Origin of the sequence: Bifidobacterium choerinum (genome assembly GCF_000741135.1) — a bacterium.
GTDB classification, from domain to species: Bacteria; Actinomycetota; Actinomycetes; order Actinomycetales; family Bifidobacteriaceae; genus Bifidobacterium; species Bifidobacterium choerinum.
In genome coordinates this window covers 88,315-106,719 of the sequence record NZ_JGYU01000002.1, presented here as the reverse complement: position 1 = coordinate 106,719, position 18,405 = coordinate 88,315, and the positions used below count along the sequence as shown (strand labels likewise).

15 protein-coding genes and 2 tRNA genes are annotated in these 18,405 nt (G+C 62.1%); 10 read left to right on the top strand and 7 right to left on the bottom strand.

Going from position 1 to position 18,405, the window contains the following annotated elements; genetic code table 11:
• Positions 1–33 precede the first annotated feature (33 nt).
• From BCHO_RS01490 to BCHO_RS01470, 4 genes are all read left to right on the top strand, one after another.
• Positions 34–213 (top strand): DUF4357 domain-containing protein, encoded by a 180-nt coding sequence (locus tag BCHO_RS01490; protein ID WP_024540371.1) that lies wholly within the window; start codon positions 34–36, stop codon positions 211–213.
• 452 nt (positions 214–665) lie between these two features.
• Positions 666–1,559 (top strand): Fic family protein, encoded by an 894-nt coding sequence (locus tag BCHO_RS01480; RefSeq protein ID WP_024540372.1) that lies wholly within the window; start codon positions 666–668, stop codon positions 1,557–1,559.
• A 510-nt stretch (positions 1,560–2,069) separates the two neighbouring features.
• On the top strand, positions 2,070–4,190 hold the full coding sequence (locus BCHO_RS01475; RefSeq protein WP_024540373.1) for a hypothetical protein: 2,121 nt from the start codon (positions 2,070–2,072) through the stop codon (positions 4,188–4,190).
• A 191-nt stretch (positions 4,191–4,381) separates the two neighbouring features.
• Entirely contained in the window at positions 4,382–5,545 is a 1,164-nt protein-coding gene (locus BCHO_RS01470; RefSeq protein ID WP_024540374.1) for a hypothetical protein, read from the top strand.
• A gap of 131 nt (positions 5,546–5,676) precedes the next feature.
• Here BCHO_RS01470 and BCHO_RS09140 read toward each other — a convergent pair whose 3' ends face one another.
• The 5 genes from BCHO_RS09140 to BCHO_RS01450 form a co-directional block, all read right to left on the bottom strand.
• The gene (locus tag BCHO_RS09140; RefSeq protein WP_155803912.1) at positions 5,677–5,847 is read right to left on the bottom strand and encodes a hypothetical protein; all 171 of its coding nucleotides are present in this window, start codon (positions 5,845–5,847) and stop codon (positions 5,677–5,679) included.
• Between the two features lie 87 nt (positions 5,848–5,934).
• The gene (locus tag BCHO_RS01465) at positions 5,935–6,939 is read right to left on the bottom strand and encodes a zinc-binding dehydrogenase (RefSeq protein WP_152595849.1); all 1,005 of its coding nucleotides are present in this window, start codon (positions 6,937–6,939) and stop codon (positions 5,935–5,937) included.
• A gap of 166 nt (positions 6,940–7,105) precedes the next feature.
• Positions 7,106–7,663, bottom strand: coding sequence for a hypothetical protein (locus BCHO_RS01460; RefSeq protein ID WP_156097564.1), 558 nt, complete (start codon positions 7,661–7,663; stop codon positions 7,106–7,108).
• Between the two features lie 659 nt (positions 7,664–8,322).
• A complete protein-coding gene (locus BCHO_RS01455; protein WP_024540376.1) occupies positions 8,323–10,830 on the bottom strand; it encodes an excinuclease ABC subunit UvrA in 2,508 nt (835 codons plus the stop codon).
• Positions 10,831–11,453: 623 nt separating this feature from the next.
• Complete coding sequence (locus BCHO_RS01450) at positions 11,454–12,047, bottom strand: NADPH-dependent FMN reductase (RefSeq protein ID WP_029675279.1); 594 nt, start codon at positions 12,045–12,047, stop codon at positions 11,454–11,456.
• A gap of 273 nt (positions 12,048–12,320) precedes the next feature.
• Here BCHO_RS01450 and BCHO_RS09475 point away from each other — a divergent pair, with 273 nt between their 5' ends.
• On the top strand, positions 12,321–12,452 hold the full coding sequence (locus BCHO_RS09475) for a TipAS antibiotic-recognition domain-containing protein (protein ID WP_237743006.1): 132 nt from the start codon (positions 12,321–12,323) through the stop codon (positions 12,450–12,452).
• Between the two features lie 20 nt (positions 12,453–12,472).
• On the opposite strand, the gene BCHO_RS01445 is transcribed toward BCHO_RS09475, so the two are convergent.
• A complete protein-coding gene (locus BCHO_RS01445; protein WP_024540143.1) occupies positions 12,473–13,225 on the bottom strand; it encodes a M48 family metallopeptidase in 753 nt (250 codons plus the stop codon).
• 424 nt (positions 13,226–13,649) lie between these two features.
• Here BCHO_RS01445 and BCHO_RS01440 point away from each other — a divergent pair.
• Together BCHO_RS01440 and BCHO_RS01435 are read left to right on the top strand one after the other, a co-directional pair.
• Positions 13,650–13,723: transfer RNA gene (locus BCHO_RS01440), tRNA-Ile, on the top strand.
• A 32-nt stretch (positions 13,724–13,755) separates the two neighbouring features.
• Positions 13,756–13,828, top strand: a tRNA-Ala gene (locus BCHO_RS01435).
• 625 nt (positions 13,829–14,453) lie between these two features.
• Here BCHO_RS01435 and BCHO_RS01430 read toward each other — a convergent pair.
• Positions 14,454–15,782 carry a zinc ribbon domain-containing protein gene (locus BCHO_RS01430; protein ID WP_081707881.1) on the bottom strand — a complete coding sequence of 443 codons (1,329 nt, stop codon included), beginning with the start codon at positions 15,780–15,782 and terminating at the stop codon, positions 14,454–14,456.
• A gap of 480 nt (positions 15,783–16,262) precedes the next feature.
• Between BCHO_RS01430 and BCHO_RS01425 the strand changes: the two genes are divergently transcribed.
• The 3 genes from BCHO_RS01425 to BCHO_RS01415 all read left to right on the top strand — a co-directional run bounded on the left by BCHO_RS01425 (position 16,263) and on the right by BCHO_RS01415 (position 18,390).
• The gene (locus BCHO_RS01425; protein ID WP_034256143.1) at positions 16,263–16,562 is read left to right on the top strand and encodes a DUF2207 domain-containing protein; all 300 of its coding nucleotides are present in this window, start codon (positions 16,263–16,265) and stop codon (positions 16,560–16,562) included.
• A 65-nt stretch (positions 16,563–16,627) separates the two neighbouring features.
• Positions 16,628–17,302: a DUF2207 domain-containing protein gene (locus BCHO_RS09695; protein ID WP_081707882.1), complete on the top strand. Its 675-nt coding sequence runs from the start codon at positions 16,628–16,630 to the stop codon at positions 17,300–17,302.
• Positions 17,233–18,390, top strand: a complete 1,158-nt coding sequence (locus tag BCHO_RS01415) for a DUF2207 family protein (RefSeq protein ID WP_337588557.1) — start codon at positions 17,233–17,235, stop codon at positions 18,388–18,390. Before BCHO_RS09695 ends, BCHO_RS01415 begins: the two co-directional genes overlap by 70 nt.
• Positions 18,391–18,405: the final 15 nt, after the last annotated feature.

Sequence of the window (18,405 nt, the reverse complement as noted above, 5' to 3'; positions counted from 1 at the left end):
GTGACCAACGAGCGGGAAGCCTCAGACAAATGGATGCCAACATGCCACAACAAGACGGACATCGACCCGCACGGCGTCGTGCTCAACGATGTGCGCTTCAGTTCGCCGTCGCAGGCCGGCGCATTCGCCACCGGCCATGCAAGCAACGGCTGGGCGCAGTGGAAGACGAAGGAAGGCAATCCCATCGACCAGTTCCGCACACACGGCGACTGACGTCAGCGGAACAACGGAATGCGATTTACGTCGCAATCAAGCGACATATCGGAATTTGTATCCGCAATCGTTGCAACGGTAGTTCGGCATCGGATGGTAAATGTCGATGTCGCAACCTCCCAGCGTCATTGTGCCCTCGTCGAGCTCTCGCTGCAGGTCCTCGCTGAAGGCGGGCATGCCGTAGAGAATGCTCGCCACATGATGCGATACGCACTTCGGGCACACCCTCTCCTTGGATTCCGCTGAGGATCTTCGCCGGTATCCGCTCCGATATCCTCGAACTCCAGCTCCATGTCATCCTTGTGGTCAACCATACCGATCCCTTCCATAGTGGTTTCTCATTATGACGATAATCGCATACCGCACGCGTCGCGCACGCTCTTTTCACGCAAAAATCACAATCCGCCGCCCCAATCATTGACCACCATGTCCACACATGAGAACATGGCCGCATGAGTGCATCGACGAACGGCGGAACGACGAACGGCGTGTCGAACGACGTCCGTCGGCGGAACGTCGATCTCGCGCTGCAATCGGTCGCTTTGGAAGGCGGACATATCGACGGCGGTTTCGCAGACGCATTCATCGCATACGCCAACGGCGAGATCGACGAGGATCGGCTGACCGAGCGCGCCGTCGCCCGTTATGTCCATCGCGACGCCGAACCGGAACATCAGACGATCGGCACGAACGAGGCAGCCGTCGACCCGTATCTCACCCCCGGCACACAGGTGCTGCGCAATCTCGTCGGCGCGCGGGATGCGGAAACGCTCTCCACGATCGAGTTCACGTTGTTCGCGGTCCGATTAATCAAACTACAGACGATGCGAATACCGGCGCGCGGCACCGTGCGGCAGCTGCAGCAGATCCACCGCTATCTGTTTCAGGACGCGTACGACTGGGCAGGCAAGCTGCGCACCGTCACCATCAGCAAGGCATACACGACGTTCCTGCCGACGCACATGTTCGTCACGGGCATCCCGTACTGCGAGCGCGCGCTTGCCGACGATCATTATCTGCGTGGGCTGGGTCACCAGCGATTCGTGGAACGGATGAGCGTCCACTACGACGATTTCAATGTGTTGCATCCGTTCCGCGAAGGCAACGGACGCACGCAGCGCTTCTTCTGGGACCTGGTGGCGCGCGATGCCGGATGGCGGTTCGACTGGCGACTGATCGGCAAGCGGGAGAACGACGTCGCATCCGCGCGCGCGATGCTCGTCGGCGACTATGCGCCGCTCATCCGCATGTTCGACAAGATCGTCAAGCCGCTGAGCGAGTCCCTCACCACCGACGACGCCGCGTTGCGGCGACTGGTGGAAGCCATGTCCGGTATGGGTTCCTGAGGCGCCCTTCCTGACCGCCGGGCTTCTTTTCCGACCGTCAGGTTCCGCTCCTTTTCCTCCCCGGCCGCTCAAATCTCCTTCGGGCCATCCCAAATCACCTTTTCAAGCCGCCTCGCGACTGTATCTGCGCTGAGGAGGAGCATTTTCTCCGGATCCTCTGAGTACTACCCTCCGCCTGCCCGCATCTTTGCAAGCATCGGCGGTGCCGCTACTCGCCATCCAGCCGGAAAATGCTCCTCCTCAGCGCAGATACATCATCGACACCATCCCGACAAGCCACCGACTGCGCGCCACGACGCCTGCGGCAGTGCTCAAGAATGCGGCCTCCGCCGGCACACATCCTCCGCACCCTCATGTGATTCACTCCGTAAACCTAGGCATTGCAACGAATCGGCAATATTTCGCACAGCCATAATCAGCAGGAACAATGGAGATAGGCCATGACAGCAAAAGATAGCAGACCGCGAGACGCCGCAACGGCAGCGAGGAAGACGGGAAAGGAGCGAGGACATGCCCCGAACGATCGACATGCATATGGACATGACGCTGTCCGAAGTGCAGCAGGCGTTCGAGACGGCGGCACTGCTGGAGGGATTCCACACGAGGTTCCGCGTCTGCGCATTCTCCGACAACTATTTCTACGGCACTGAGCGCTCCTTCATCCCCCGTGTCCATCTGCGACACGACCACATCGATCTGACCGAGGACGACGACACGAAATGGGATCTTCTGATCCCGGATTGGATCCCCCACTCCGAACTGTTCATCGACTATGCGCTCATCGCCGCAGACGGCACACGACTAGAACCCGGACGACTCACGCTTGTGAGGGGCGCATTACGCACATCGGATGTCGTCGACGCTTACGGCCTCGTCATCGACCCCGACGATCAGGACATTGTTCCCGACGTATTCGCCCTTGTACTCCCCGACCACAACCTCACGATTCCCTTCAACGCCATGAGCAAAATCATGCTCGTCGACTTCAGCGACGGCGGCGTGGACCATGTCACCGTGGTTGACAGACGTTTTCTCCACCAACTCCCGAAGCTAGAGGCATCCATCAAAAAACGCGCGGCATTCGTCGCCCATCCGCAAGGCCAGCAAATGGTCGACCTCTGCATGGACGAGGCAATACTCAACACCTTGCTCTCAGTTGAAGCGCAGGAGGGGATGAACGACGAGTCCTCCTGCCATTTCTATCAATTCGTCCACGACAACCCTCGCGTCCTGGATCAGACCGAGCAGACTCAGCCCGAGCGGACCACACAGCCATCCCCGCATGGAGCCAAACCATCAGCACAGCCCGAACAGCAAGAGTCGACGCTCCCTCAGTACCAGGTGGAACCGTTCGGACCTGCGGCGGTCTATCTGCTCGACGACATCCGCTCCAAGCGTCCGAACAAGCTGCTGAAGCAGAACTGCTCGTATTTCTCGCGTATGGCGAGAGGAGTGAAGCCATCCGCACGCGAGCTTGCGCCAGGATGGCGTCATTGCATTGACCTCGCCTACGGTCTCCTCACCATCCGCATCGACTCCTACTCGTACTCCAGAAAGCCCGAAAGAAAGTTCATTCTCGACTTCATCAACGATTACCCGAATCTTATCGGAGCATTCGACCTACTCGGCCATCACGATTGGTCGGCTCCCGAACGGCCAACCGGGATACCCGCAATCGACGCAAATCCGGCGGTCTGGATTGCCATGCGCATCTTCGGCCTTGTGCCGATCGCCGCGCTGATGCAACAACTGCCGCCCGATCATGCAGTTCGAAAAGACCTAGGCAAAAGAATCGTACGTTTCGAGAACGACCACTGCGTGCACTTCATGGAAGAACGATATGAAATCGTACGGAACGAGTGGCTGACCAGTCAGATCGCATACTGGTCGAATCTTCCTTCGACCGCAAAGCCCTACCAGCAGAGACTGCGCGACGATGTCCTCGAAGCGTATATCGAAATCGACACACTGCTCGAGCAGGGATGGGCACGACAGGACGCGAATCCGGAATTCTATTTCCTCAGTCCGACCGAATCCTATCTGGAACGCGCTCTGCGAGCAGTGGTCAATACCGATCCAATTCGCCTCGACGCGAATGCGGTCCGTGTGCTTGCCGCCTGCAATGTGCTCGTCATACTCAAGGCGATGGAAACGCAATTGGATCTGACCTACTGCGACAACATCGTGATGCCCCCATCGCTGCGAAGCCTGCGATATGACGCGAAGTGGTGCATGGATACACTGCAGGATCCTCAGAAGCAGGGCATGATCGAGTTCAGCACCGAAGAGTACTTCGGACGGCATTTCGGAAGCCTGCTGCCTTACATCTTCGCCAAGGATTGGCAGTTGAACAACAACCTGCTCTCCCTCGCTCCGGAATACGATTGCAATACCCCCTCCCGTGTGATCCGCACATTGTGCGAACTGGTCTCCGCGGCGAACGCAGAGGATGGCCGCGCCAATCCGAACGACTTCTTCTGCGCCGCGGGAAGCGAACCACAGTTCATGGTCCGCAATCTCAAGAACAGATACGAACTCGACGACGTCGGTCGGATGACCGGACTCATGGGTCGTACGCTCGTGCCGGGAATCGGCAAACATATGAGCTGGGTTCCGGATCGACTGATGTGAGGGAAGGGGTCAGGCCACAGAAGGCACACATCCGAACCATCGCGCAACGCCGCCCACGCCTTCTGGACCACATACCCCCGTCCCCAAACACTGCAAGAAAATGCGCCATAGCTCAGCATGGAGTAAAGATTTATATACAGCGAAAAAATTTATTATATATCCAAAATAGTAACAACAAGGAAAGGATGATTATGGAAAAGCCATTCATCACCGAAGCGGAGTTCCTCGAGTTGGGACGCACCGAAATCAGCACGGCGAAGGCGCTCAAGGAAGCACTTCATGTGTTCCAGCCCCAGGTGACCCTCACCGATGAGGGCGCGAAGAAACTGTACCGGAACATCCAGCTGTCTCTCTTCGCCACTCGCATCAAGGATGCCGAGAAGGGCAAGAAGAGGGAGGACGACGAAACGATCGCCGGCTGGCTCGATAAGGGCTTCCCGACGTTCCGCTACGGACATGCCGGCAACTTCCTCGTTCCGGATCCCAAGGACGACTTCAACTGGAATCGTCCGTGGGATGACATCGAGCATCCTTCTGAGGAAGACCGCGCCCAGCTTCATCGCGAATACGAGACGCTGTGCAACGAAGGCGCGCTGAGCACCCCAGTCATGCTGATTCAGATCAATTGGTCCGGCATCGGTTGGAACAACAACGCCCCGTTCTGGTACAACATCCTCAACCACGGGGGAGTCGACGGGGAGAAAGACGGAGTCAAATGCATGGCCGGCAGACTGCCGAAGATCTGGCACACCATCGTCGACAACGGCTACGAGGACACGTTCCGCGGCGCTTATGTGACCGATTTCTACAAGCCGTTCTCCACCCCGAAGTCGGGCACGTTCGAAGAGGCGTTCAAGGGCGCAACCCTGGGCGCATACCTGCATGACGACGATGCCGCCAAGGCCAAGTGGAACACGAATCTCGACAATTCGGACTACGCGGTTCTGCGTCGTTTCGCCACGCTCGAGTCCGGCGACGACTTCACCGGGAACATCGACCCGCAGCTGAATCTCCTGACGCTGCTGTACATGGCGATGTTCGTCCAGCTGTGCGAAGAAGCCAAGATGCTCCACATCGAGCATCCAATCATGGTTCCGTGGGGCCGGATTCCTCAGTCCGGTCTGGAAACGTCCACGGCGAAGGCAGAAGGCAGCGAGACGTTCCCGCTCCCCGCCGAGCTCCCGTTCCTCGACGGCAAGTCGGTCGAAGTCGCGTTCGCCGATACCTTCATGCAGCATAATTCCAACGGAAACGGCCATATGGGCGGCTGGCTCGAGACGGAAGCCCTCAGCACCTTCTCCACCATCAGGGACATGAAGGCGGACTGGAAGGCCGAATACGGCGACAAGGCCTGATGCGTTCCCGCTCAGGAAAACGACATCGCCGAGTTCAGATGACTGAACGAACGCGATGAAAGACAAGCATGGGGGGTCGTGGTGCTCGTACCACGCCCCCCATCGTTCAGCAATGAATCAGCGTCCGCGCCTTATTTGGCATCCACCACGAGCGATTCGCCTTCGGCGGTGATGCCGTTGGTGTCATCAGCGTCCCCCGAGACGGAGAAGGCGGAGTCGTCACCCGACAAGGTGACGACCGCGCCCTTCACCGCGACAATCCATTCGGGCGCTCGAGCCACATACAGAACGATTTCGTCCATATACGGCGCCGCCGCCCGGCATCGACGTCGCAGTGCGAATGTCGTCGATGCCGGGCGGCGCCTGAAACAACCGCGCAGCCGTTGCGCTCAGTCGAGGACCAGGTACGACTTGATCGTCTTGCGCTCGTCCATCGCCTCGTAGGCGGCTTGGATGTCGTCGAGATGGAACTCGGAAGTGAACACCCTGCCCGGGTTGATGTCCGCGTTGAGCACGGCGTCGAGCAGCACCGACTTGTCGTAGGTGGTGACCGACGCGGGGCCGCCGTAGACGCCGACGTTCTGGTAGAACGTGCCCTCGCCGCTGATCTGCTGACCGTGCGGCAGGCCGACGCGACCGATCAACGCGCCCGGACGCGCGACCGACACGGCCTCCTGGAACGAGGTGTCGGTGCCGACGCATTCGAGGACGGCGTCGGCGCCGCCGTCGCTGATCTCCAGCAGCTTCGCGACGCCTTCGTCGCCACGTTCGGCGACGTTGTCGGTCGCGCCGAACTCCTGCGCGAGCGCGCGGCGGTCGTCGTGACGGCTCGTCGAGATGATGCGCTTGGCGCCCATCATCTTCGCGGCGATGATGCCGCACAGACCGACGGCGCCATCGCCGAGCACGATGACGGCGTCACCCGGCTTGACCTGTGCGGTGCGGGCGGCATGATAGCCGGTCGCCATCACGTCGGACAACGTGAGCAGGCTCTTGAGCATGCCTTCGCTGTAGTTCTCCGGCTGTCCCGGAACCTTGACGAGCGCCCACTGCGCATGCTGGAAACGGATGTACTGACCCTGCGCACCCATCGAGAAATTGTCCGGATGCGCCATGCAGGAGCCGTCGAAGCCGGCGCGGCAGGCGCGGCACCGGCCGCAGCCGTGCGTGAACGGCGCGATGACGAAATCGCCGGGCTTGACCGACGTGATGGCGTCGCCGACCTCCTCGACGATGCCGATGGCCTCATGCCCCGAGTTCTCCGAATGCTCCTCGGTCTGGTTGATGCCGCGGAACGGCCACAGGTCGGAACCGCATACACAGGCGCGCACGACGTGGATGATCGCATCGTCCGGCTGTTCGATCGCAGGCATCGGCGCCTCCTCGACCGCCATATGGCGCGCCGACTCGAAGATAGCTGTCTTCACAGTATGATGTCCTTCCGTCAGAGGCGTCCAGCCCGCGCCGGAACACCCGATTTTTCAACCGTTGCATCATTGTATGATGCAGGAATTCGCCTGCACCGTCAGTAGCAGCGAAGCCTGATCCCGCCATGCCGCGTCATGCAAGGCCCTCGATGCAGATGCCCGCGGTTTGGGATTGCGCCGGCAAACCGAACGCGCCAAGCGCCTTGCATTCCTTGTCGAACTGCGCACGGTTGGCACCGCTCAAATCGAGCTGATATTCAGGAATCGCGATCAACGGGCCGTTCAACTCCAAACCATCCGCCGTGCCGTCATCGACGATCACGATGCCGACGCCGTACAGATCGGCATACGTGCAACTGATGAGCGTGAGCCGGTCGCCTGTCAGATATCGGCGCAGCCAGTTGTAGAGGAAATCGAGCATTGCGTCGGAAGGTTCGGTCGGCAATGGCAGAATCGGCATGCGCTTCGACCGCAAGTCGGACGGGTAGTAGACATCGTTCACGTCCACATACAACGCGGCGTTCTTGACGACGATGAATCGTTTTCTGATGAACGCGAGATACTGCTCTCCCACAACGAACGGGATGACGATCATGAACACCATCGACACGAAGCCCAATAGGATATGCCCGTATTCGCCGAGCACATAGGTCACATACGCCAGGCCTATCACCAATGCGATCGCAGCCATGCACACAAGCGTGGCGAGCGGCTTCCTCCGCAGCATGACGATCGACGTGATGTCGTTGCGAATCACGCGTTCCTCAGCGGATGAGCGGGTGCGCGAGTCCTTCGTTCTGCGCGAGAAATAGATGAAGAACGGGGAGCCGATGATCGCGAACAACACGGCGATGAATGTGAACACGATGATCGGATAGCACCATTCGCCAAAATCGTTGAACACCGCGATGACGACGAACAGGAAGTCGACGAGCAACAGACCCAGCCGACGAGCTGCCAGAACAGATACGGATGCCGCTGCGAAAAACCCATGTCGCCGCCTTTCTCACTCCTTCGTCGCACGGTGTCCCTTCAGCATAGAAGCGGCGGGGGCGAGGCGATGCGTTCATCTCAGCGGCCGTCGACGCTGCCACGAAGCGTAGCGAAAAGGACGGCAGTGATTGCGGGTCGGCCGGCGCCGGCCGGCGCCACGGCTAAGCAAACGAGGCAGGTGCAAACCGCACCCGGTCCGATCACTATCGGCACGCTAAGCGAACGAGACTGGTGCAGACCGCACCCAATCCAGTCGCAACTAGTCACCTTAGCGAACGTGTTGGGGCGACCCGCACCCACTCCGATCACAACCGACCCACACACCGCCCACACACACCGCGCCCACACACACAGCCTTCACCTCCGCGTCATGCCGACGCACGGCGCCAGATACTTGCCGGTCGCGCTGAGCGGATTCGCGGCGACCTGCGTCGGCGTGCCGACGGCCACGATCTCGCCTCCGTTTTCGCCGCCGCCGGGACCCATGTCGATGATCCAGTCGGCGTTCGCGATCATGTCGAGGTCGTGTTCGATCACGAGCACGCTCGCGCCGTGGTCGATGAGTTTCTGGAAGACACTGATCAATGTGCGCACGTCGAGCGGATGCAAGCCGATCGTCGGCTCGTCGAAGACGAACAACGTGCCTTCCTGCGCGCGTCCCATTTCGCTGGCGAGCTTGAGCCGCTGCGCCTCGCCGCCGGACAGCGCCGGTGTGCTCTCGCCGAGCGTCAGATAGCCGATGCCGAGTTCGTGCAACGTCGCCAGTTTCGCATGGATGTGCTTCTGGTCGGCGAACGTGTCCATCGTCTCGTCGACCGTCATCGCGAGCGCATCCGGCAGCGACACCGGCGCGCCGCCGCCCTTCGGCGCCCATGTGATTTCGCCGGCCTGGTCGCTGTAGCGGGTGCCGTGGCAGTCGGGACAGTCGATGTCCACGTCGGGCAGGAACTGCACGTCGAGCGTGATCTGCCCGGTGCCGTCGCAGGTCGGGCAGCGCAGCGAGCCGGTGTTGTAGGAGAACGCGCCTGCCTTCAGTCCGCGCGACTTCGCCGCGTCGGTGCGCGCGTACAGCCGACGCAGGTCGTCGAGGACGCCGCTGTAGGTGGCGACGGTCGAGCGCACATTGGCGCCGATCGGCGTCGCGTCGATCATCGTGACGCGGTCGGTGCCCGGAGCGTCGAGTTCGCGTACATGTTCGGGCAGTTGTTCGTCGGCGATCTTCGCGGTAAGCGCCGGCACGAGGCTTTCGAGGACGAGCGTCGTCTTACCGGAGCCGGAGACGCCGGTGACGACGGTCAGCCGACGCTTCGGCACATGCGCATCCAATGCGTGCACGGTGTGCAGCGGCGCGGTCCTGATCGTGATGTCGCCTTCGTCGAACATCGCGTCGGCGGCCGTCTGCGGACGCACGATGCGCGAACGTTCGCTTGCGAGGAACGGACCGATCAGCGAATGTGCATCGTGTTCGACGTCGTCCACGGTGCCCTGCGTGATCACGGTGCCGCCGTGCGCGCCGGCGCCGGGTCCCATTTCGATGATCCAGTCGACGTCGCGCAGCACGCGCGTGTCATGGTCGACGACGACGACGGTGTTGCCCTGCGCCTTGAGGTCGCGCATGACGCCGATCAGACCGTCGACGTTCGCCGGGTGCAGGCCGATCGACGGTTCGTCGAGCACGTACATCGCGCCGGTCAGTTCGCTGCGCACGGCGCGCGCGAGCTGGATGCGCTGACGCTCGCCGGTCGATAGTGTGGATCCTGCACGGTCGAGCGTCAGGTAGCCGAGGCCGAGTTCGAGCAGACGACGCGCGGTGCGCGTGAATTCGTCGACGATCGCCTGCGCCATCTCGCGCATGTCGTCCGGCATCGACGCGGGCACCGTGCGCACCCACGCCGCGAGGTCGTCGAGCTGCATCGCGCACTGTTCGGGCAACGTCCTGCCGTCGACGGGCAGTGTACGCGCGCGCTCGTTGAGGCGTGTGCCGTGGCAGTCGGGGCACGGCTCCTCCTTGATGAACGGCTCGACGCGTTTGAGCGCCTTCGCGTCCTTCGCCTTGTCGAGCGCGTTGAGCACAGTGCGCTCGGCGCTGAAATACGTGAAGTCGAGTTCGCCGGCGCGGTTCAGTTTCTTCGAGTGGTACAGGATGTGCCGTTTCTCGGCGGGGCCGTGCAGCACGATCTCCTTCTCATGGTCGGTGAGGTCCTTGTACGGGACGTCGGTGCGCACACCCATCTCACGGCACACGTCGACCATGATCGACCACATCAGCGAGCGCCACGGCGCCACCGCACCCTGTTCGATCGTCAGATTCGGGTCGGCGATCAATGTCGACTCGTCGACGGTGCGCACGATGCCGGTCCCGGCGCAAGTCGGGCATGCGCCGCCCGAGTTGAACGCGAGGTCCTCGGCGCCGAGCGCCTGCACCCGTTCGCCGCACACCGGGCAGATGATCGGCCGTTCGAGCGCGACGTTCGGCGTCGGGTTGAGCACATGGCCGTTCGGGCAGCTGTAGTTGCCCAGTCGCGACGTCATCAGCCGCAGACTGTTGAGCAGCTCGCTCATCGTGCCGAAGGTGCTGCGGATGCCGGGAACACTCGGCCGCTGATGCAGCGCGAGCGCCGGCGGCACATGCTCGATCGCGTCGATCTTCGCCTCGCCGCTCTGCGCGATGCGCCGACGCGTGTACGTGGAGAGCCCCTCGAGATACCGCCGCGACCCCTCCGCGTACAGCACGCCGAGCGCAAGCGACGATTTGCCCGAACCGGAGACGCCGGCGACGGCGACCATCTTGCCGAGCGGCACCTGCACGTCCACCCGTTTGAGATTGTGCACGCGCGCACCGGTGATATCGATTGTCTGCGCCATCCGCCACTTCCCTCTGTTGTCTGTGTTCGACTGTGTCTGCCTGCGTCTGCTGTTCGCCTGACGATTGCGTCATATTGTCATATCGATGACGCGCGCGGTCTGCCAAGCCGCTTCACGATATCGCTGCTGCCGAGCGTAAGATGCGCGTGCACGCTCCGCCGTGAGCACATTCGCGCGCGCTTTCACCGGAATCCATGTGAATCAACAGTGAATTTTGAGCTTCCGTCATCGTTTTTTCAAGGCGCGCTTCGTATCGTAAAGCCATCGGCTCACGGAAGACGCGAACCGAGATAACTGAACATCTCCTTTTTCCTTCTCTCTCAGTGTTGGGCCGGGGTCGCGTATAGCGCGGCCCCGGCCTTTTCCCTGTACGTTGACTCTGGTTGACTGTGGTTGATTGACGCGTTGGGCGCGCTCCGTTTTCGCTCCCGACATCTTTGCCGCGTCGTCAAGGTCGAGCCTGTCGCCAACGAATATCCGTCCGCCGCTCCCGCGATATACTTCATCCTCAATGAAGCGCGGTTCTGCCCCGAGGCACGGGCATGGCACCAAACAGCTCGTCACCGACGGCAGATACGGCCAGCACGCGCTTTTCCGCGGTAGACTCGGCCCATCCCGATGCGCTATTGCTCAACGACCATGCCCATGAGCGCGTCGGCCTGGTTGCGGATCGAGGCCTTCGCCGCGTCGTCAAGGTCAAGCCTGTCACTGATGAACATCTCGCGGTTCAACGCCACGCCGGTGAACGTCGCCGGGGCGATGCGCATCTTCAGCGCGTTGAGCACCGGCAGCCACGTCGAGAAGCAGTCGCGCGCGCAGCTCGAGCCGGCGGCGCCGCTCATCGTCATCATCTTGCCGACGATCGGCGACGGCGAGCCGTCCTCCGCGGGCCGAGACAGCCAATCGAACAGATTCTTGAGCGCTCCCGGCATGCCATGGTTGTATTCGGGAGTCACAATCCAGATCGCGTCGGCCTCGGCGACCTCGGCGCGCACCGACGCGACCGGTTCCGGCGTCGGGAACTCCTCGTCCTGAATGAACACCGGCACCTCACGCCAGTCGAGTGTGCGCACGTTCGCGCGGTCGGCGAGCTCGCCGGCGGCGAACTGCGCGAGCTGCCTGTTGAACGACTTCTTGCGCAGCGAGCCGACGATCATCAGCACGGTGGGCAAGCTGCCGTCATGTTCCTCGATGCGCACTTCGTTGACTGATTCCATCGCTGGATTCCTTTCGTATGCTCATGTCGTATGCTCACGGCCGACCGATGGCCGAATGGCTGTATTATCAGCCGTTGTGCGGCACATGAGCAACCCCTCACGCCCTCAGCTGACCGTGCGTAGACGACCGCGACTCGACACCGCATCACAGCCACACTGTCATCCACACCGTCATTCACACTATCATGTGATAGTGATGTGACAGTGTGATGACAGTGTGATGACAGTGTGATGACAGTGTGATGACAGTGTGATGACAGCGTGGCCGATAGTGTGAACGACACCGCCGATCCGCGATTCCGCGCGCATTACGACGCCATCGAGCCCGGGCTCGCCGACTGGCTGCGCGCGATCATCGAAGCGCAAGCCGCCGCGGAATGCGTCGACGTCGAACACGCGCGCTGACAGTAGCGGCGGGCGGCGAGTCAGCGCTGCATCTGCGGCACTTCGAAGATCGTGCAGCGATTGAGTTCGCGGCGCAACTCCTTCCATTCGGGCAGCGCGTCGCTCATGCGCGCCTGGAAGGCGGCGCCGTGGCCGTGCTCCCACAGATGCGTCAGCTCATGGACGAGCACATATTCGAGGAACTTCGGATCCATCAATCCGAGTTGCAGATTCAGACGGATTCGCGACGTCTTCGGCGTGCACGAGCCCCAACGCGACGTCATCGCGCGCACGGTGATCTTCGACGGAGAACGGCCGATGATCGGCGTCCACTTCTCCAGCAGCGCGGGAATCTGCTGTTCGATCGAGCGCCGCGCCTTCTCGACATACTGCTCGTTCCACGTGAAACCAGCATCGGCATCGCTTGCCCCGGTCGCCTCACGCGCGACGGAGACCTCGGCTTCGGTGGCGGCGATCGACGACGACGGCACCGACGGATCGACGTTCACCGACGCGAAGGTGCGCGAGCGTGCGGCCGCCATCTTGCGCAGCGCATCATCGATCCACTCGCGGCGGTCGCGCACGAAATCGACGATCGTCTGTTCGGGCATGCGCGCCGGCGCGGTCACTTCGACGGCGCCGTACGGCGGCTTGATGCGCAGATACATGTTGCGGTTGTTTTTGCGCAGCACCATCACCTGCAGCCCGTCGACATTGAGCGTCTCGCGCGAAATCAGCGCACGCTGCGACGGCCGGGGGAACGAACGGGCACGGGGCATTCCACGGAAAGACATATGAGCATTATCAACGCGCATTCGGACATATGTTCGAATGCGCGTGGGTTGCAGAGAAGGTCATGGAGGCGGATTTCCGCACCGTTTTGCCACGTCTTTCGCGTCTTTTGCGTCTTTTGCGCCCCCTCCACGCACCCCGCGCATCCCGCGCCCTTCCGCGCACCCCGCGCCTCACGAAGACGACGACGCCGTCAGTCCGCGAGAAGTCGACGCGACGCCTATCGTCTGCGCGATCTCTATCCACCGCCCGCGTGAATATGGAATGCACGATACCGCGGCACGACAACACAGCAGACCCAAGACGGCCATGATCCGGCGCAAAACGGCCTCATCGGCAACGACGACACGCCGAACGATGCTCAATTTGCGCAAGTACACACCGAAGTGTATTCTCTTTATCTGTTGCGTCTAGCGCAATCGAATCGGGCCCGTAGCTCAGGTGGTTAGAGCGCATCCCTGATAAGGATGAGGTCGGAGGTTCAAGTCCTCCCGGGCCCACGTGGGGAGCATTCTCACGTGTTCCCCCGTTCGGGGCTATAGCGCAGCTGGTAGCGCATCTGCTTTGCAAGCAGAGGGTCCCCGGTTCGAACCCGGGTAGCTCCACTCGTGTAACCGTTGAAAACATTGGGTTTTCGACGGTTTTTCTGTTTTCTGGCGCTGTTCAGAAACGGGCGGATGTGCGGATGCGATCGCGCTGAGATTGCGCTGAACAACGCCTGCGATTCCGGGCTTTCGCAGACTTCACCCACATACACGCCTCTTCAGGCATGCGAGCGCCACTATTGCACGAGTGTTGCACGCCAGCACCGTCCCGATCCGTCGACGGCCCCAACGAATCCGGACGCCAACAGACCCGTTTCCGTCCCAAACCATCGACGTCGCCGACAACCCCGGACGCGAAGAGCCTCATTTCCGTCCCAAACTGTCGATACCGTCGACGAATCCGGACGCCAACAGGCCCATTCCCGTCTCGGTTCATCGACCAGCCCGATGACCCCACCCGCTCCGTCCCGATCCGTCGAGACCACCGACAACCCCGGACGCAAACTGCCTCAGCTCCGTCCCGATCCGTCGAGACCACCGACAACCCCGGACGCAAACAGGCCCGTCTCCGTCCCGAACCGTCGACACCGCCGGCGAATCCGGACGCTAAGACGTCTGTTCCCGTCCTGAACCATCGCCCAGCCCGACAATCCCGGACGCAAACCGCACACCGACGGCGTCAACATCACCTGTCCGCGCCGCCGTGCGCATACGGGGCCGTCAATGTCGGCGCCGTCTCCTCCAGAATCGGGTCGCATGAGGCATGGTTGGTTTCCGGATATATGAGTTCAATCATGCTGATGGCCTTATCCCCGATGATCTCCCGCACATAATGCACGTCGCCGTCCTGTGCCCAGGTGGCGACCATGACGTCGCCTTTGATCAGACTGTAGCTGACGTCATATTCCCTTTTGTACGTCGCGAGCGTCTGCTGCGGCGTCGTATCCAGAGCATTGTGCATCGCGCTGACGGTGATGCGCATGTCCAGATCCTTATCCACGAACGTCTGACCGTCGCCGTTATCCGGCCCAGGTGTCACGATCGCAAAATCCTTGGGGATCTGCACGCCGAATCCGTAGCGCGCGTTGATGTACTCCCGCTTGCCATCCTTCGGATAGGACAGCCAATCGCCGTCGATGTCTTCACCACCGCCACGCGCCGACGAAGTCGTCGACGCCTGATCGTCGGTCTTCCGCTGTGCCTTGCGCGCATCCTCGGCAGCCTGCTGCTCCTGCTTCCGTTTCTCTTCGGCGGCCGCCTCATCGGCGGCTTTCGCGTCGGCTTTCTGCTGTGCTTTGCGGGACGCCTTCACCGCTTCGGCCGCCTTGCTGACGGCCTGCGCGTCCTTGCGCTGCGCATCAGCGCGCGAGCGCGCCTGCTGCGTCACGTAGTCGAGCACATCCTTATGCGCGTCCGCCGCGCAGGTCAGGCCGCTTTTGTCTCCGGAGAGCTTGTGATAGCGATCGATTGCATTCTTGAGTTCCTTGACCGTATCCTCATCGGCCACATCGTCCGCCGACAACATTTCCAGTTGCTGCGCCTCGTCGACTTCCTTCTGCGCCTCCGCGTACTGATCGTCGAGTTCCTGTACGGCGGCGGTGCAGGATTCGCGCGCCTGTGTCAGTTCCGATTGCTGCCGTCGGCTCCAGATGAAACCACCGACCGCACCGATGACGATGACGACGGCCACGACAATCGCCGTGATGATGATGGCCTTCTTGTGACCATGTGTTGGACCATGCGCCCGACGGTCGTCATGCGGCGGCTCAGGCTGCGGCGCTGACACATCCACGACAGGCGGTGCAGATGGCACAGACGGAGCGGACGGTGCAGGAGGCACCGATGGCACGAAGGTCGCCGTCTCGTCCATGGCGGACGTCATGCCCGTCGCGACCCGTGTCCGATCCGGCACCGGCGCAGCATCAAGCGGCATGCCGCAGTTCGGACAAACCGCCGCATCCTCTGAGACGTTCATCCCGCAATTCGGACATGATTGCCATGTTCCATCCGCCATCCGCTTCCCCCTCTGCCTCTGTTCGCCGTCACCTCACCGCGGCGACGGCCACCGTTCCTTTCCGCCAAATATACCGCCGTGCCATTTCGCCAAACGCCTACCGTCCCATCTGCAGATTCCGTCTCCGTCCCAATCCATCGGCACCGCCGACGAACCCGGACGCAAACAGCCCCATTCCCGTCCCGACCCATCGACCAGCACGACGAACCCACCCGCTACGTCCCGACCCATCGACGCCACCGACAACCCGGGACGCAAACAGCCCCATTTCCGTCCCGACCCATCGGCACCGTCGACGAATCCATCCGCATCCCACCCGCACCCCGCTCGCATCCCGCTCCAGCCGGCGCGAAATTCTCAGGAGATGGACTCGCCGCCCCTCACCGCTCCCCTCCTATGCCACAATCTTCATTATTTACCGCACACCGAACAAGCAGCGGCCGGCCATGCGCCCCCCCAAGAAAGGCGCCGGCAACCATCATGAGCACTAGCACAGTCAGTTCATCCCGATCATGCAAACGCAATCTCCTGCTGGCCATCGTCACGACGGTCCTCACCGCACTCCTCTTCGGATTCGCCGGCACGATCATCCTCGCCGGCATCGCGAACAGCGGCCGCGACGCGCGCATGACCTATCGTTCGCTCGACTATGACGTGACCGTGGAGGATGACGGCAGCCTGCATATCGTCGAGACGGTCGACGTCAAGCTCGACAAGCAGAAGAAACGACAGCCGTGGCGCCAGATCTACCAAGCTACACGCTCGATTCCAACCAGCTGACCGGCATCAGCGGCATCTCGGTGGAGCAGCTCGACACCGGCGACATCTACGCGTAGGGCGACATCGTGCAGCCGAGGGACGTGCGTCGCGCGCACGGCTGGAACAGCGAGCACGCCGGCACCTGGTACATCGCGAACGTCGAGAAACCGAAGTCGAAGCAGTCGCCGCTGACCGAATACACGTCGATCGCACCGACCGACAACGTGGCCGACCCGCACAAGCAGACGGTGGAGATCGGCTGGAACATCCCGGAGACGAAACATGCGTCGAGCATGCGCTTCCGCGTCGAGATGACCTTCGACAACGTCGCGACCTCCTACGACGACGTCATGAAGTTCCAGTGGGAGCCCGTCTCGAAGGACAATGCGGTGCCGATCGGCACCCTCACCGCGCGCGTGCACTATCCGCAGCCGCTCGACGACGGCGATTCGTGGGCGTGGCTGCATTTCGAAGGTCCCGACTCGTCGATCCACCGCATCGACGACGGCTTCGAATTCCGCGCGACGCACGGCTCACGCTCGTCGGCATCGGCGTCGGCGCCGCGCTGTGGCTCGTCTGCACCGTCATGGCGTATCTGCAGTGTGCGCGCATCCTGCGCGGCATCCGCTACCGTGGCCCGATCGAATACTGGCGCGGTGCGCCGGCGCTCAGTCCGGGCGCCGCGGCGCGGCTGTACAACATCGTCGTCGGCTACGGCAACGGCGAAGCGGCGACGTTGCCGGCGATGGCGGCCACATTGATGGCACTCGTCAATAAGCGCATCGTCGCCGTCTTCCCCGGCAGGATCAAGTTGTACGACGGCGAGAACGGGCAGCCGCCGATCGACCTGACGTCGGCGACGCCGTCGATGGCGATGGTGCGGCTCAACATGCTCGACGACGACCCGTGCCGCAAGGCGATGAAGCAGTGCACCTTCGTGCTGTTGCCCGCCGCCTTCGACCAACGCGACCCCGCCACGACGCGACTGTGCGCATCCGAACGCACGCTGCTCGACATCCTGCTGGAGATTGGCGAGCGCACCGGATCCAACGTCTTCGACACGAAGCAGATGAACAAGACGGTGCGTAAATGGAAGCAGGCGAGCAAACGTTTCCGGCAGTTCACGCAGACCTGCCGCGGCGAGCTGCAGCATGCGCACGTCGTGAAGGTGTCCGACCGTGCGCTGCATTGGTGGGACTTCGGCGCCATCGCAGCGCTGCTGCTCGTCTGCATCCTGCTGTGCTTCGGCGTCGGCGAGTTCGTGCTCACCGGCATCGTCGCCTGCACCGCGTTGGCGTTGACGCTGTTCCCGCTGATCCCGCTGATCCACGCGCCGAAGTACACGCTCGACCCGCAGGGCGAGGAGATCGCCGGCCAGGTGGAGGGTCTGGCGCGCTATCTGCTCGACTTCAGCCATTTCCAGGACCGTACGATGCTCGACGTGACGCTGTGGGGCGAATATCTGGTCTACGCGACGGCCTTCGGCATCTCGAAGGACGTCGTCGCGCAGTTCGCGAGCGCCGCCGCCGAACTGCAGGACGCCGCCTGGCTCGACGCGTATGCCGACGCGACGCCGGTGCTGTATTGGTCGATGTGCGCGGCGAGCGGAACCGGTTCAGTGTTCACGAACGATGGCGGCGCGAGCGTCGGCGGCGCGTCGTTCTTCGATTTCGGCTCGCAGATGGGTTCCAATTTTTCGTCAATGATGTCGGCGGCGTCCGGCGGCGGCTCATCGTCGGGCAGCGGCTTTGGCGATGGCGGAGGCGGCGCCGGCGGCGGCTCATCGTCGGGCAGCGGCTTTGGCGATGGCGGAGGCGGCGCCGGCGGCGGCTCGTTCGGCGGCCGCTGATTGTTTGCGCCCGAT

Coding starts and splice junctions, on each gene's coding strand:
- BCHO_RS01455 (WP_024540376.1), bottom strand. CDS start 10,830: ATGGCGCAGACAATCGATATCACCGGTGCGCGCGTGCACAATCTCAAA.
- BCHO_RS01480 (WP_024540372.1), top strand. CDS start 666: ATGAGTGCATCGACGAACGGCGGAACGACGAACGGCGTGTCGAACGAC.
- BCHO_RS01445 (WP_024540143.1), bottom strand. CDS start 13,225: ATGTCTTTCCGTGGAATGCCCCGTGCCCGTTCGTTCCCCCGGCCGTCG.
- BCHO_RS01425 (WP_034256143.1), top strand. CDS start 16,263: ATGAGCACTAGCACAGTCAGTTCATCCCGATCATGCAAACGCAATCTC.
- BCHO_RS09140 (WP_155803912.1), bottom strand. CDS start 5,847: ATGGACGAAATCGTTCTGTATGTGGCTCGAGCGCCCGAATGGATTGTC.
- BCHO_RS01450 (WP_029675279.1), bottom strand. CDS start 12,047: ATGGAATCAGTCAACGAAGTGCGCATCGAGGAACATGACGGCAGCTTG.
- BCHO_RS01490 (WP_024540371.1), top strand. CDS start 34: ATGCCAACATGCCACAACAAGACGGACATCGACCCGCACGGCGTCGTG.
- BCHO_RS01465 (WP_152595849.1), bottom strand. CDS start 6,939: ATGGCGGTCGAGGAGGCGCCGATGCCTGCGATCGAACAGCCGGACGAT.
- BCHO_RS01470 (WP_024540374.1), top strand. CDS start 4,382: ATGGAAAAGCCATTCATCACCGAAGCGGAGTTCCTCGAGTTGGGACGC.
- BCHO_RS01460 (WP_156097564.1), bottom strand. CDS start 7,663: ATGGCTGCGATCGCATTGGTGATAGGCCTGGCGTATGTGACCTATGTG.
- BCHO_RS01430 (WP_081707881.1), bottom strand. CDS start 15,782: ATGGCGGATGGAACATGGCAATCATGTCCGAATTGCGGGATGAACGTC.
- BCHO_RS01475 (WP_024540373.1), top strand. CDS start 2,070: ATGCCCCGAACGATCGACATGCATATGGACATGACGCTGTCCGAAGTG.